General features: G+C 34.8%; 13 protein-coding genes. 2 read left to right on the forward strand and 11 right to left on the reverse strand.

The features are described 5' to 3' along the window. Positions 1-56: 56 nt before the first annotated feature. The 7 genes from HXY53_01360 to HXY53_01390 form a co-directional block, all read right to left on the reverse strand. Complete coding sequence (locus tag HXY53_01360; GenBank protein ID NWF75219.1) at positions 57-635, reverse strand: DUF799 family lipoprotein; 579 nt, start codon at positions 633-635, stop codon at positions 57-59. Then, on the reverse strand, positions 620-2,896 hold the full coding sequence (locus HXY53_01365; protein ID NWF75220.1) for a hypothetical protein: 2,277 nt from the start codon (positions 2,894-2,896) through the stop codon (positions 620-622). Before HXY53_01365 ends, HXY53_01360 begins: the two co-directional genes overlap by 16 nt. Positions 2,897-2,974: 78 nt before the next feature. Beyond that, positions 2,975-4,600 carry a YncE family protein gene (locus HXY53_01370; GenBank protein NWF75221.1) on the reverse strand — a complete coding sequence of 542 codons (1,626 nt, stop codon included), beginning with the start codon at positions 4,598-4,600 and terminating at the stop codon, positions 2,975-2,977. 347 nt (positions 4,601-4,947) lie between these two features. After that, on the reverse strand, positions 4,948-5,895 hold the full coding sequence (locus tag HXY53_01375) for an SBBP repeat-containing protein (protein ID NWF75222.1): 948 nt from the start codon (positions 5,893-5,895) through the stop codon (positions 4,948-4,950). A gap of 92 nt (positions 5,896-5,987) precedes the next feature. Then, positions 5,988-7,142: a hypothetical protein gene (locus HXY53_01380; protein NWF75223.1), complete on the reverse strand. Its 1,155-nt coding sequence runs from the start codon at positions 7,140-7,142 to the stop codon at positions 5,988-5,990. Positions 7,143-7,643: 501 nt separating this feature from the next. Then, positions 7,644-8,804, reverse strand: coding sequence for a hypothetical protein (locus tag HXY53_01385; GenBank protein NWF75224.1), 1,161 nt, complete (start codon positions 8,802-8,804; stop codon positions 7,644-7,646). A 9-nt stretch (positions 8,805-8,813) separates the two neighbouring features. After that, complete coding sequence (locus tag HXY53_01390; protein NWF75225.1) at positions 8,814-9,836, reverse strand: hypothetical protein; 1,023 nt, start codon at positions 9,834-9,836, stop codon at positions 8,814-8,816. A gap of 332 nt (positions 9,837-10,168) precedes the next feature. Between HXY53_01390 and apgM the strand changes: the two genes are divergently transcribed. After that, entirely contained in the window at positions 10,169-11,470 is a 1,302-nt protein-coding gene (gene apgM, locus HXY53_01395; protein ID NWF75226.1) for a 2,3-bisphosphoglycerate-independent phosphoglycerate mutase, read from the forward strand. 4 nt (positions 11,471-11,474) lie between these two features. Continuing rightward, positions 11,475-11,729, forward strand: coding sequence for a hypothetical protein (locus HXY53_01400; protein ID NWF75227.1), 255 nt, complete (start codon positions 11,475-11,477; stop codon positions 11,727-11,729). A gap of 106 nt (positions 11,730-11,835) precedes the next feature. Here HXY53_01400 and HXY53_01405 read toward each other — a convergent pair whose 3' ends face one another. From HXY53_01405 to HXY53_01420, 4 genes are read right to left on the reverse strand one after another with little or no spacing between them, the layout of a single operon-like run. Next, positions 11,836-12,498 carry a TIGR04282 family arsenosugar biosynthesis glycosyltransferase gene (locus HXY53_01405; GenBank protein ID NWF75228.1) on the reverse strand — a complete coding sequence of 221 codons (663 nt, stop codon included), beginning with the start codon at positions 12,496-12,498 and terminating at the stop codon, positions 11,836-11,838. Between the two features lie 3 nt (positions 12,499-12,501). Beyond that, positions 12,502-14,193, reverse strand: a complete 1,692-nt coding sequence (locus HXY53_01410) for a VTT domain-containing protein (protein ID NWF75229.1) — start codon at positions 14,191-14,193, stop codon at positions 12,502-12,504. Continuing rightward, on the reverse strand, positions 14,171-15,223 hold the full coding sequence (locus HXY53_01415; protein NWF75230.1) for a radical SAM protein: 1,053 nt from the start codon (positions 15,221-15,223) through the stop codon (positions 14,171-14,173). Before HXY53_01415 ends, HXY53_01410 begins: the two co-directional genes overlap by 23 nt. Positions 15,224-15,240: 17 nt before the next feature. Next, positions 15,241-16,002 carry a TIGR04283 family arsenosugar biosynthesis glycosyltransferase gene (locus HXY53_01420; protein NWF75231.1) on the reverse strand — a complete coding sequence of 254 codons (762 nt, stop codon included), beginning with the start codon at positions 16,000-16,002 and terminating at the stop codon, positions 15,241-15,243. Positions 16,003-16,132 lie beyond the last annotated feature (130 nt).

The raw sequence follows: 16,132 nt of genomic DNA on the forward strand, positions 1-16,132 counted from the left end.
CCTCTCATTAGTCATCAGTCATTTGTCATTAGTCATTTCAATAACCAGTGACTTTTTTAAAATAATGTTCCAATTGCCTCTTTCACAACCTTTTTTGCAGTTTCACTCAGAGAAGGGCCCTCAGATCCGAAATGCCTTGTCCAGAAATCAGGACCCCCTGATGTTTGTCTTATTGACCAGATTACAGAACCCGTTGAAGTTTCAATCATTCTAAGAATTATAGTTACCTCGGGATATTTAACTGAAATTCCATCGCTTATTCCGAAATTCTCGACGACACCAATAATTACAGCATCAGCCCCGAGCGTCTTTCCAATCTCTTGCAACTGCGAACCCTGTATTGAACTAATGTATTTAATTTTTAATTCACGAAAAAGTTTACTTATTTCACCAGGCTCCACTACATCCATTTCTTGTGAAATTAGTTCTGTTATAACAATCCTTCTAACTTTTTCTCCTGCATGCTCATCAGATGTAAAGTTTTCAAATGGTAAAACAACTATCTTTTTGATATTTTTAATATCAGCTTCTGTTCTTAGATAATACTTCTCTGTCCCACAACCACTTATAAAAATCAGCAAAAAACACATAGCTATTAGTGTTTTACTCTTCGCTCTTCTTACCAGAATCTGCACGTTAGATTTCCTCCAAAAGTAAATGTCTCTGTTTGTATTTCATCTTCATCACGTTTGTAATTAAAATTTAGTTGCAAATCCAGGAATTTTGTTATGTACCAGAGCACATATCCACTCAATATGTGAGACGTTGTCAATTGTGGTTCTGTTTTCATATATTGATATTGTGCATTTAATCTTATTGCTGGTAACAGAAGCCAGTCATACAAGAAGCCGCCTGAAATTGTTGTATCTCCATCAGAATTTAATATCTTCAAGTTAGTTGAGAGGCTAATAAATCTTCCTGGCCTGTAAGTCAAGATTAAAGAACCGTCATGTAATCTATTTGCTTCCTTTCCTGATGTCTGCGAATACCCATATGACATATTCCCGGACCATTTATCTGTTAAGCGTGCATCAAGAATTGCTCTTATGTATTTTGATGTAATATCACCAGGCATATCTTCATATGTAGTCGTCTTTGTATATCCGATATCAGTTATCATATTTACATCTCTGTGAAAACGTAAACCCATAGCTAACAGGTAAATGTCGCCTGTCGATTGTTTTTCCTGGAAACTATAATGATATGTCCTTATAATCGAAAAATTTGCATTGAGTGTTGGTAGTGGGGTTGAATTTAAAGTAAGTGAATATGTATCAGTCTTTAGATCTGTCTCAAATTTATTATCAAATGACTCATTTCTCTGGTACCTGACTGTTGTGTCAAGTTTTCTGTGTATAAGCCAGGCTGCACTTGCCCCATACGTTCTCGTTACATTACTTTTCAGCTCAGTATTATTTCCATTAAAGGATTTAGTGAATATGCTTTTGAAAGCATCTCCGACAGAATCAATAAATGATTTTGGTTCCTGATCAGTTCTGTTTAAAAAATAATTAAGTGTAAAGGTTAAACGCTTAAAAGGCTTTAGATTTGTATTGAAATTAATACCATGTGTAAAGAATGTTGAAACATCGGTAAGCTTACCCGAAGCTGGTATTATATCTGTTCCAAATGCCTCAATCTCTGTTACAAAAACATCATTGGTTGTTGAATTTTCGATATTGACAGCTTTATAAAACAGACTTGTTTGTGGTTCTAAGAAATGCAGTTCATACCTGTATATATTATTCAGAGGATCATAAAGAGATGTTGTTATATTCTCTAATGATATCTCTATCCATGTACCAGGCTGATTAAAATCACTTCTATAAATTCGCCAGTTAACAGGATTTATGAGATTTGTATCTGGTGTTATGTCTTTATTTACATAGATAATTAGAGTATCAACAGCTATATCTGAAGAAAATAATTGAATCCCGATATTATTAAATTTACTACCATTCTGTCCTATATTGATATTGCCGATAGCAGTGGTAACAGGTGCAGTATAGATATTATCACTCAGCGATAAAACTAATCCCAATATCTCTACATCTGGCTTCAGTTCAGTTCCAATCCCATATAATCCTGAAGAAGGTGTCCTTTCAAAGGATACTTCACCTGTTTGTGTTGCATATTGTTCGATTTTAGTACGAGAATAATTACCTTGATATCCTGCTGCTATGTTTATAAAATCCTTTAACAATGATTTTGTATAACTTAGATTGTATAAAGCGTTAAAATTTCCAGTCACCGTCTTAGAAATCATACTTACAGGTGTTCTATTTTCGTTATAAATGTATGTAATGTTATATGCTGCTTTTAACCCTCTATACTGAAGGTCATACCATGAGCTTCCTGTATATTTATCATTTGTTGTGTCTGTTTGTTTTGGAGAAAGATAATCGTAATCTTTTTGTTTATCATATTGTAAAGATAAGGAAGGTAATTTATATGGGATAATGTTTAACCTTGAATAATAGAACTCTGTAGTTTTTCTGCTGTCATTATGTAAATTTGCAGTTGACCACTGTTCAAGTCGCCGTATTCCTGCATCAAGACCATATACAGGATGCCTGAAATTAATATCAAAAGCAGGTTCTATTGCACGCTGATATTTTGTTGTCTGTATATCATTTTCAGCGGTTACATGAGAATTAATCAAAGTCGTCCTGAGATATAAATGATAGGAAATAATTGCAGTAATTGATTTATCCAGATTAAAATAACAATTTTGTGAAAAACTATCAGAGTTTTGAATTCTTTCTCCCTCTTCATATTGACTTGTATCAATATAATTCATATTTAGTAATGCACCCATCCCTTCAGCAAATGCATTTGAATAAAATAAAAAGGTTACTACTGTTATAAATATAAATTTCCATATCGTATACTTCATTAGTCAATTTTTCATCAGTCATCAGTTATCAGTCATCAGTCATTAATATTCATCGACCGGTGACTATTGACATTTCATTTAAGGGAACATTGTTACTCCATAAGGTTTTTTACCAACAGGAATTATCCTTTCCTCTTTCATTGTTGTTTTGTTTATAACAGAGACATTATCAGAACCCCTGTTTACGACATAAATATTTCTACCTTCTGGATCCATTATGAATGTTCTCGGTGAGATGCCTACAGCTATAGTGTTAATAACAGGTGATAGGGCTATCCCTACGCCAAAGGTTTCTGAGTATGGCCTTATAACAAGAATTTCACCTGGATATTCTCTTAAGAGATACAATCTATCAAATTCTGGATCAGCTATGATTCCCACTAAAGATGTACCTACACCAGTAAGGTCATAGACAGTAGAAGTTTTATTACCTTTAATTAGTTGAAGAATGTCTATAATTGTCAGATTATCGTAAGCGTTATTAGCTACATAAACCTTTGCTTTCTGATAATCAACAGCAAGTGATATGGGATTCCACTGGACATTAATATCTATAATCTCATATGGTCTTCCTGTATTTAAGTCCATCTTGATTACAGAAACATTCTTTGAATTCCTGTTTGCAACATACACGTTGAAGTATTTTTCCCTGTATTTATGCATAAGATTAATCGAATTAAAATTTAAATATCTTGAACCTGATAAACTTGTAACAGGTGGGTCTACTGCTATGGCTATAGGTCCATCTCCAACTTCTATTTTATCTATCTCCTGATATGTTGATGCATCAATAAGCGATATGTTTTGAGAACGATAGTTCGCAACAAATACAATCTCTCTATCATGCAAAATTTTTGCAACCGCAATCCCCTCTGGTTCTCTTCCGAATCTCACTGGTATTTCTATTTCAACCTTATGTGTAGTCGGATCAATAACTGATACACTGTTTGACCCTGAATTAGCGACATATATTCTCGGACGTTCTTTACTCTGGCTTGATGCAATACCCCTTGGATTTTTACCAACCTTTACAGTTGCTACTACATCACCTGATTGCCTGTTTATGACCGAAACATTATCTGAATGTTCATTGGTCACATATATCAACATTGAGCTCAATTCTGGAATCTGCTTTTCGATAGTAAAAAAAGGATTGAAAAGATATCCGTCTTTAATTGATAAATCTGGATTCCATGTTATAAAAAGTGAAGTATTCTGGTTTTTCTGTATTTCGAAATTGATATCTACGTCGATGTTCTCAGATGGAAGAGCCAAATGAGCTTTTTGTTTATCTCTTTTTAAAAACGCCTCTTTAACTGTAAAACTTAGTTTCTTAAATCTGCCTTCAGGAATCATCTTCTCACAGAGACGTATTTGCTTGCCGCTAATATCATGTGAATTAAAAGTAACGGTGGTGTCTATCATCTCCCTCGAAATATTATCTTCTGTGATAGCTTTTATTTTTGTAATAATAAAAGTAATGTTCGTTGAGGTTCGTGAAGGTGTTTTCAAATAGACTGTTACTTGACCATCAGCTTCTTTCGTAACATCAATATCCTGTTGAAGTGTTGCACAACCACATATTAAAAGCGAAGTGCAAAGCATGAAGAACGTGCAGAAAGCAGATGTTCGCAATGACAATTTAGACAGACATTTAGCCATGTTATTGCTATATTTGAAAATATATTTTCTATATTTTGTCATATCACTACATCAAACCATTTTTTCAATGTTATCCACCGCATTACACTAAAAATATTGCTAAAACAATTTCAATGCCAGCAAACTATTTTAATCATTAGCTAAATTATTTTCCAGTCATTATTTAGAAAAAAATACAATTTTTAAAAATGATTTCTTATTAATTATTTAAAATTTTAGAATAATATCAATTTGTTTTAATGAATTAGTAATACTTTAATTTAATTTTTAACTGTAACTCATAAACATATTTCTTGATATTATTATTTAATCAAAATATAAAAAAAATGAGAATGAAATTATTTAAAAATGAGAACAAAGATTTTTATGGCTCTTTTGGAAATCTCAATTTACCCTTCAGGTTTAAAAACTTGTATCCTGTCATTGTATGTATCAGCTACAAAAATTCTGCCTTTATTATCAACAGCAATATTTGTCGGATACTGAAACCAGCCTTCACCCCACCCAAGTCCACCAAATTCGAATAAGTATTTGCCATTTGCGTCATATGCAAGAACAGTATGTCGCATATAATCTACGACATATTTCATTCCAGTTCGCTCATCTACTGAAACTGCCTGCGGACGACTTAATTTCCCAGCACATCCTCCCTTATCGCCAAATCTATACAGGAACTTTCTGTTTTTATCATAAACATAAATATGTCCTTTTTCTTCACTTACAAGATATATATTTCCAGTTTTATCGATTGTTGCATAATCTAATTTTACTTTTTCACCCTCTTCTTCAACGATCATAATATCTAAAATCTTACCTTGATTATTAATCACTATAACTCCTGGAAAGTAAGACCCTGTTACATATATATTCCCGTTTGAATCAATTGCAAGATTATTAGGAATAAACAAATCAGATCCATCAAAATTCTCTAAATATATATCGCGCTCCCATTTAAGTCGGGCATTAAAAACAGATATCCTGTGCTTTGGATAATGCTGGGTGTCTCCTTGTGCAATGTAAAGATTACCTCTGTCATCAACTGTTAAACCATATGGATTTTCGATACCATCCTTTTTAGTAAGAGTAAATACAGGAAAAAAATCAGATGTATATAAAATAATTTTATTTTGACTTATTACATATATTTCATCTCTTATAGGTTCTATAAAAACTAAAGAAGGAAATAACAATCTATCGTTATTTTCATCTTCTGTTATACTGTCCAGATACTTTACAGGAAAATCCTGTTGTGCAGAGATATCTGAATGAAAAAAAATTGTAAGTGATAATATGATAATTTTGCAGAAGCAATTAATAATTTTTTCACAAATTTTCATATTAAAACTTTTAAAACCTAATTAAATTCAATTAAAAGGGAGGGTATAGAATATCTATTGCCCTCCCCTAAACACACTATAACTTTAAAAGTTTAACTTCCGGTATCTTTCGTCGTATGGCATATAAAGCAACGTGTCGCATCCGCGCCAGTGCCTGCACTAATATCCTCATAATTCCATCTTAGAATATCGGCATTAGCAGATCCATGAACCATATGGCAGGAGAGACACATTACGATAGCGTCATTGGTACCAGGAGTTGCTGTATTTTTTGGTAATGGATAATTTGCACTATTGATAGTATCAGCTCTTGCAACTGGTGCATTAACACTATACGTGGATGCAGCACCACCACCAACTCCACCATTATAGTATTGGTATTCAGAACTATTAGGCAGAATTATGTCTGTGGGGTGCCTGAGCCATGGAGAACCAGTCGCGGTATTGGTAATATCGCTTCCAACAGCCCGTGGTCCATGGAAGTTGCCATGACATTCTGCGCAAAGCCCACTAATAGTTCCACCGCCAGGAGTTGTTGCACTTCCAGCCTCTACCCCATCGGTAGCACCTTTATACTCATTGTGGTTGTTCGAGTCTGTATTCTGCCAGTTTGAAGCTTCTGCGCCTTTAACTCCTTTTAGAAACCTGTAACTGAGTGCTGTTGTACCACCCTGTGCTGTTTCATCAAGAGATGCTCCGAATTTTAAAACAGTATCGTTTACATGGTGTGATCCTTTTACAGCTGCATAACTGTCAGCAGCGGTGCGATCACCATGACAGCCATATAATCCACCACAGGTAAAATTCGCTGCGGTAATTGCCTGCGCATATTCATCACCTGGGGGAGGGAACATTGCATCGTATCCTTCTGGATTGCCAAGTTCTGATACATTGTGTCCAACTGTATCTGGATTTGCAACGGCTACAGAGTCATTAAGATCAACATTTTTACTACCGATAATATATGCAAAGTTTCCGCCTGCAAGATCTGTTGCATTAGTATGAGCAACCTGAGGAGTATTATTTACTATATTTTGTCCTGTTGTTAGACCCTGTGAATGACATCCGTAACAGCTTCCTTTTAGTAGAACTCCGTAAGGACCACCAGCAGCTACAACCTGACCATTTTGCATATTGTGCATGGTATGACAGTTTGAACATGCACCTTGTGCTACTGCACCAGCTACACCACAGGTCAAAAATACGCAAAATGCAGCTAAAATTCCTATTACTGTCATCTTTTTCATCCTTATTCACCTCCTTTCTTTAAATAAATCTTCTTAAAACTCATTACGTATCTCTCATAACTAATCAAATAATAATTATTTTTTGATTAAATCCTGTTACCATCTCTCAATCTTCTTCATATGCTTCTCTTACAACAAAAAGTTAGTAATCTTCTTTATTGACAGCAATATTTATGCCATCTGTTTGTTTGGAATTTAGTTGAAATATAGTTTATGAAATATATCATTTGCTTATATTATTAACCTTTTTAGGAATATTTTGTCAATATTTTTTAATCTTATGCTAATTATAATACTTATAAATTAACCCTAAAAATGGGATTAAAATCATGAAGATATTACGTGAAAATTTATTTAATCTGGTTAACAAACTTCTGAGACACTTATCGATGGATCTGGGTTGAAAAAGGCAAGTAAATGATGAGTTATATTATGAGGTATGATGTCTCAAATGTGCATAAATATTCTCACTTTGAGACTCTATGATTTATTGGGATAGCTTTAATGACCTTTTCTTGTATGACATTTAAGACATCCCTGTCCTGATAAATCATTTTGTATCGTAATCTTTGTATAATCCCATCTGAGAATATCAGGGAAAGGGCTTGCGTGTGCACGGTGACATGAGAGGCACATAACTATGCTGTTTTCATCAACTTTTTGCTCTTTACCTGTAGGGTTTTCATAAGCAACAGGCACTTCAAGACTGTAAACAGTGTAATCTTGATATTCAGAATAGGCATAATTTCCATGAATAGCCCCAAATGCAATATCAGTAGGATGTTTATACCAGATGGAATTATAAGCTTGTCCAACTTCTGTTTCTCCCCCAAGTTTTGGATGAGGATGAAATTTTACATGGCACTCACCACAAAGATAACTGATTGTATTCATAGTATCATGGCTAATATCTCCGCTATAACCATTATGATCATCAACTGTAGCCATATATTCCCAATTTTTATGCTCTTTCCCATTTATACCATAAAGAAACCGATAGCTCTTTCCTGTTGTTGATCCATCAATTACTGAATCGTCTTCGTGATGTGCTCCATAAATCGAGATATAAGGGTCTTCAAATGTTCTATTTCCATGACACCCCCATGTTCCAGAACACGTAAGTTGCTTATCTTCTAACCAATATGTAGGACCAAGTCCTCCTGGGATAGTTACATTTTCTTTGAAGCCAGGAGGCATATTCATCGGAGTATTTTCTTTTATGGATATCGCACGAACATTGTGTCCTTTTGAATAATCAGGATTAAAACCATCTGCAACATAATAGTAATTGCCTCCTGCAAGATCTGCTTTATCCATTTTATGTATTATTTGAGGTATTCTTGTCTTGCCCTTTGTAATAATATTCAATTGGCCTTCAGGTTCTTGTCCATGACAACCAATACAACCACCTTTTGTTAGAACAGGGAATGGTCCTTCACGACTACCAAACGTTACTTCTTTTCCCTCATAGCTATAATGCATTGTGTGACAATCCTTGCATTTACCTTTTACACGGGCTTCAGAAATACCAGAGACCAGAACATTAAACAACAAGATAAAAATATTTATGATTATTACTTTTCTCATCTCTATCGACTTACAGTCAATGGTCATTGACTGCTGATTGTTGTCCAGTGACTGGTGACTGTCTTTTAGTGCCAAATGACTTTTTTATTTCTCTGTATGACAAATCAAACAGCCTCCCTTCCCTTCTTCTCCTGTAAATATAGCGTCATAATCCCACCGCAATATAGAATCATATGGACTTGAATGGGCTACATGACACGAAAGACATAGCACAACATCTTCCCCTAATTTCACCTCATCACTTGATATCTGAACAGGATTTGTTCTTCCAACCGGAGCATCAGTGTTGTAAATTCTTAAATTTGGTCTCTCTAATAGCGGTGGATTTTCAGGATTATAATTTACATACTCTCCATGATCAGGTAATAAAATACCAGTTGGATGTCTGAACCAAGGACTCTTTTTTGAGTCTGTATCTTTCAAATGAAAAGAACCATGACAGCTTGCACACAATATATCTATTGAAACTGCATATTCATTATGCTTCTTTGAAGTGCAATTCTTATTCCATTCTTCATCTTCAAAACCAATCACTCCATTTACCTTATCTGTATTTTTTAAATATCGATAGCTTTTAGCTGTTGTAGTTCCATCAAGAGGTTTATCAGGAGCGTGATGCGTTCCTAAGATTGCACGGAATGGATCTTCAATGTTTCTGTTTCCATGACAGCCGTTAGAACCTGAACATTTCAATGTATTTTTATTATTGTATCCAACTATAGAAGGATCATATCCTCTTTTATAGCCTGGAGGGGTATTCATAAATTTTGAGTCTGTTAAAGCAATTCCATCGACATTATGTCCCTTTCTATCACCATATTTTTTTGTAACATAGTAGAAATTTCCTCCTGCAAGGGGATAATCTGGTTTTACAGTGTTATTGACTATTGGGACTTTACTATTTCCAAGTATTTTAATGGTTTCAGCGTTAGAATTTGAATGACAAACTATACATAAAGTATATGGTAAATCCTCTTTTGGTACACCAGGAAATAAGACATGACAGTTTTCACAATCCCCAGAAACTGAAGCAATTGAATAATTTAAAAGCATAAGGTTAATAAAAATATTAATCAGAAATATTAACAAGATATTATGTCTTTCCATTTTATTTTAATTATTTATGCAAAAATAATGCTAATTCTATAAATTTTATTTAATCAATAGCTTAATTTAAAAAATTAACACTAATAAGTCAATACTATGTATAAGTTAAAGACATTTGCGACATTTCTCCATTTTCGATTAAATACTGAGTAGGGCTTTTTAATCCCAGAGATTTATATGCTCTATGAATATTATAAAAGATCATATAATCAGCAAGTCTTTAGTTAAACAGTAGGTTATAAAGAAGAGATAGATTGTAAAGATGATTGATTTTATATATATAGTAACTACTTATCAGTAGAATTAATATATCCAAAATGTTATACAATAATATGCGTTGTATCTTAATAATTCTGGACGGTATTGGTGACAGAGGACAAGAGTGTTTTGATTGGAAGACCCCACTCCAAGCAGCATACACACCTAATCTGGATTACCTCTCATCAATAGGTATGAATGGTTTATATCACAGCACTTATCAGGGTATTCCCATGTCAAGTGAGGAAGCACATTTCCTGATCTTTGGTTACACTTTAGAAGATTTCCCTGGCAGGGGATATATTGAAGCAAGGGGAAAAGGAATAAATGTTAAAGATAACGAGATTGCAATCCTCTGTCATATATGCTGTGCAGACCATAGAAACAACCATCTTATTTTGACATTGGGCAGGCCAGAAATTTCTAAAGAGGAAGCTCAAATCCTTATGAATGAAATAAAAATTTTTGAATTGAATACAGTAAAGATTAACCTCATACCTTCTCAGGGAATAGATGGATTTATTATTCTTAATGGCGATGTAAACGAATACATAACTGATTCAGACCCCATCTATGAAGGGAAGGCTATCATGGAAATTCTGCCTTTTAATCAGAAGAAAAAAGACAGCTCATCAAAAAAAACTGCTTCAGCTTTGAATCAATACCTCATATGGTGCCATCAGAAACTTTCCAGCCATCATATAAATAAATCACGAATTGCATCAAATTTACCGCCTGTGAATGCTCTCGTAACACAGAGGCCTGGCAGAAAGAAAAAGTTAACACCCTTCAGAGAAAAATGGGGGCTTCGTGGATTGTCAATTTCCTCTGGCTCAATTTACTGGGGGCTCTGTACTGAATTGGGGATGGATGTAGTAAGGGTTAAAGATACAGGAGATATAGAGGGAGATTTAAAATACCGTATTCGCTTAGCAAAGGAAGCAGTTGATTATGATTTTATTCATGTTCATACGAAGATGCCTGATGAGGCAGGTCATACAAAAAATCCTTGGTATAAAAAGGAGGTAATAGAGGCAATAGACCGTGCTATGTCTGTTGCAGTCAATGAAATCATAACAGACAAAGAATTCTTGTTGGTTATTACAGCAGACCATTCCACAGCAAGTTCAGGCACAATGATCCACACTGGCGAGACAGTGCCTCTCACTATAACAGGTAAATATGTGCGAAGGGACAAAGTGCAAGAATTCAATGAAATAACCTGTCCGAGAGGTGGGTTAGGGGTTGTAAGAGGAAAAGAATTAATGTATCTGATACTTAATTTTCTTGATAAGGCTAAGATGCACGGACTTATGGATACACCTTTTGATCAGCCTTATTATCCCGGAGATTATAAACCTTTAACATTATTATGAATAGATGAATATAAGCGGGCGTTTACTTGAGATTTTAGCCAACAAGCCTGACCACGTCACAGATTTTCCAGAATGGATGCTCTCCAATTCAACAATACAGGAAATAAGAAATACTGAGAATACTGCTATTGCAGAGATCGTGGGCAGGGATAGTATTGCAGCAACGATACGTGCATGTGAAACGCGTCCGATTAGGTCAATTGTTCCAACTATAGCCTATGCAGGAACTGAATATGGAAATTGGACATTCCCTTTTTAGAAGGTAAAGGTCTTACATGTTAAATTACAATCAAACAATATTAAGGTCTTCGAACCAATTATTATAGGTTCACCAAAATTCGCTTTTAAAAAAGCTGATGATATTATCAATGGTTATCTTTTGAATAAAGAGCTTTAGTCTGACCATTTTTGCTTGTTTTGCTCAATCTCCATCGATTCAGGGTATCAAGGTCATCTATGTCATACCATTCAGGAAGAAGAAAATAATTTATTCCTGCATTCATGGCATTAGAAATGGTGTCTTTTAGAACCATATCTCTCCCCCATTCAATATTTTTAAAAACATCCTCAAGAGGTTTCTTCATACCGATAAGATAATAACCACCGTCTTCTGATGGACCGATAACAAGTTCATAAATGTCAAGCTTTTGAAATGCCATTTCTATGAAAGAAATTGGTAGATCTGGAGAATCAGTCCCGATGAGTGAAACCTTCAGATATCCATTGTCAAAAAGCCATTGAAAAGCATTACACATCTTTTCGCCAAGGTTATGACCTTTCTGTGGATGAAAAGATATATTCTTTTTTCCTAAAAATGGGATCTGGTAATTTGGAGATGTTATTTCTCCTTCATAAAAACCATAGATATCTATGCCCTGAATTCTCAGGACGTTTGCAACAGTTGCATCAAGCATAGATATATATGCTTTCAATGCTTCATCTTTTCCTATTTTATTAGCAATTCTTTTCTTAACCTTACCAGATTGAGGTGCTCGGAAAAATATTCCGAGTGCTGATCTGCTCTTCATTTTTTAATTATCTTTATGTGATGATACCTTTTTAACAAGTGGTTTTAAAGCAAAGGGTAATAGGAATGCTACAGAAGCAATGATAATACCGATAATTAAACCTTTTACATTGCCTTTTAAAATCAATTCACCCATTGAACTTCCAAATGCTACATATGCAATACAAGCAGGCAGCATAAAAACAAATGTTGCCCATAGATAATGTAAGAATGATATAGGAGTTACCCCGAACATGTAATTTAAGACCGGGAATGGTAGAACTGGTAATAATCTTGCAAATGCTACAGCCTTCCAGCCATGTTTTTCAACCTTTTCCTTTAGCCATTTTGATCTGTCATAGCCAAAGCGTTTTTTAATAGTGTCACCTATAAGATAACGAGAGATTAAAAATGCAACAGAGGCACCTGTAGTAGCACCAGTTATAGAAAAAATAACACCCCAGAATGGTCCCCAGAGGAAACCCGCACCAAGTGTGAGAGGGAGGCTTGGAATAAAGAGGCTTGGTCCAATGGCATAAATAAGGATAAAAAGAAGCGGTGCTAAAACCTTATATTGTTTTATAAAATTTAAAATTCCCTCTGTTGATATATAACCTTTATTTCTTAGATATGTAGTAAGAATTATTAAAAAGATTACGTTTATCCCGAAAAGTAATTTTTTAAGATTAAACCTTTGAGTAGATGCGAATATAAATCTATTAACCCATTTTTTACCAGAGGTAACAGGTTTTTCAATCAGTTTAACCCCGGTCATAAGTTCAAGTAGATGATATGCCTTCTTTCCATTTTCAAGAAACTTTCCTTTACAGCCCATACAATAGGTAACGATAGGATTATCCTTTGATGCGTTAATAACTTTATCGGTAAATTTCTTTGATAGTTCTGGCGATAATGAACTGACCCCTCCTCCATGACCACAGCATGTAGGTCTTGAATTCTCACTATCAGTTAATTGCATTATTGTTTTTGCATTTTGTCTTATATTCTCTGAGCTAAAAGATGGACATGGATGATGGAGAAAAAATTTTTGGAAATTGGAGTTCGGAGTTCGGAGTTCAAAACTTTTATCTAAAACCTCAAATATATGTTCAACTTCAATATCTGGAAGATGGATAGAAAGTGATTTTCTGCAATTTGTGCAACCTGTTATTACATTAGTTATCTTATTATTCTTCAATCTTTCTTGTATTCTTTCTGCAGCCTCCTTTACTGAATCAATATCTCCAAGCTGATATAAGGGATCAAAACAGCAATCAAGAACCAATCCAACCCTTTTATTTAGACTTTTGCTAAGTAGCCTGATAGTTTTCTTGACTATCTCAGGATTTGTTCCTGCTAAACCGCAACCCGGCCAGAAGACTGTATCAGTAGAAGAAGAATAATATACAAATGGAAAATTATGTCCTCTCATAGCATAAGCACTTGCTGAATTCAAAGCATTTTTTATCTCTGGAGGATAATTACCACTCCTTAATAACATGGTTTTCATTTCAAATAATGCTTCTGAAGGGTTTAATCTCTCTTTGCAGACTGTATCACATGCCTTGCAATTCGAACAAAAAAAAACCTTTTCTGGAGTTTCTGAGATTATCTTGTCAGGTGTGCCATAAGTATAAAGAAATGGGCATACTCTTTTACACCTTCCGCAATTCTCACAGCTTTTTAAAAATTCATTAATTCTTGATGGAAGTTCCATAAGCAAGGTCCGATTTTTCGAAGAATGTGTTAGTGCTATCAGGGTTAAAGAATTTTGAAGGACCTGATAGCACATTCCATTCAGCCTCTTTAAATATCTGCCTACACTGTTGAACACTCAATCCCCTCTTACCTTCTGTTTCTTTTACTGTGTCACGGGGATTCGATCCTGTCTCTGCCCATATCAGGTTAGAACCTGCAGCTACACTTATAACATTTGGCTCGTGAGTACAATTTCCTGCGATGTTATACCCAGTTGCTAATCTCACAACTGCTACGATATGTGCCATTTTTGCCTCACTCACGATTCCGTGTTTTGATAGATCAGTTTTAGGTATTGGAATTCTCCTCATAGCTCCGCTAAAGACGGGCTGGATATCTCTGGTAATAAGGGTTTTTTCTACTAATTCCTCAATGCTATGTTCAGGACCTATTGGTTCTACACAGGTTCCAACAAGTAAACCAACCTCCTTTGCATTTCTAATCGTTCTTAGTCTTTTTTCGGTTGGAATATTTGTATCCCTACCCTCTCCCATCCTTACAGCATGGTATACTCCTGAAAAACCCGCATCCTTTAACTTCAATGCCTGTTTTTCAGAGAAATCATCTATATTAGCCACAAGTATAGTATCTTCTTTCAACGATCTTTTAACTTCCTGTGCTACCTCAATGAACTTTTCAAAAGGGTATCTTGAAGTGGTCATAAGGTATATTGCATTGGCTCCATCTGACTCAAATTCACGTGCACGATTGACTACTTCCTCTATCGCCAGTTCGATATTTTCTGAGAAAACCCCATTACAGGAAGCGAAAGAACAAAAACGGCAATTTCGCGGACAAGGAGCGATATCAAGACCAATCTGTGCGTGAACCTCAGCAAGACCATTAGATGCCTTCTCACATATCTGCCGTGCTGCAGACTGGATTAAAGCTGATTGATAGGTAAATAAAGGGACTTGAAATAAAAGAGCAATATCTTCTGCATTAAGTATTTCTCCGGATAATGATTTGTCAATAATATTTTTTACCATATTCACCTCATAATCTTTCACTTATAAAGTTTAACAAGCTTTGAAGGTTCAACTCCTAAAATGAAAAGTAAAGCTATAAGGACATTTCTCAAACTTACAAGAATTGGAGAAAAAGGAAACTCCTTTTTTATACGTCTTGAAGATGCTATAACACTGTGAGGAATATATTTTAGCTTTCCAAACTTTCTGAGACGAATTACTAAATCAATATCCTCAAGAAATGGATATTCCCTGAAGCCTCCAATTTTTACAAATGCATCTCTTTTAATAAAGATTGCCTGATCACCGTAAGGTAAAGATAGTAATCTTGCCCTTAAATTTGCAAAAAATTCTACAAGCTTTGTTGAGAGAGAGTTGTCATCGAATTTGAGTTTAAAAAAACCACCGACATATTTATCAGAAATATTCAAAATGTGATGCTGTATATTAAAAGTGTCATGCTGAACCTTTTTCAGCATACCCTGAGAACCTGTAAATATTTCAGGGTGCCATGAAGAAATTGTTTCATTTGAAATGATGGTATCTGCATGTAGGAAGAAAAGAATTTCTCCTTCTGCTAAGGAGGCGCCTTTATTCATTTGATTACCTCTTCCTTTTCTTGTTTGAATAACAATTGCTCCATTCTCGCGAGCAATTTCTTTAGTCCTGTCAGTGCTTCCTCCATCAACTACAATAATTTCAAATGGGTTCAATAGTCTTGCTGATTCAATACAACCCTTAATTACCTTTTCTTCATTGAATGTAGGGATTATGACAGATATACGAGCGTCCTGCCTCATAAAAATTAACTGTTTTGGTCATTCCGAAAGAAGCAAAAAAGAACCGAAGCCAGCGAGTAAAACACCTGCACCGATTGTTTTTAGAAATTCTCCTCTACTAATTCGATTATTAAATTCTTTTTTTATTTTC

This window comes from Nitrospirota bacterium, from assembly GCA_013388455.1.
Classification (GTDB): Bacteria; Nitrospirota; Thermodesulfovibrionia; order Thermodesulfovibrionales; family SM23-35; genus JACAFF01.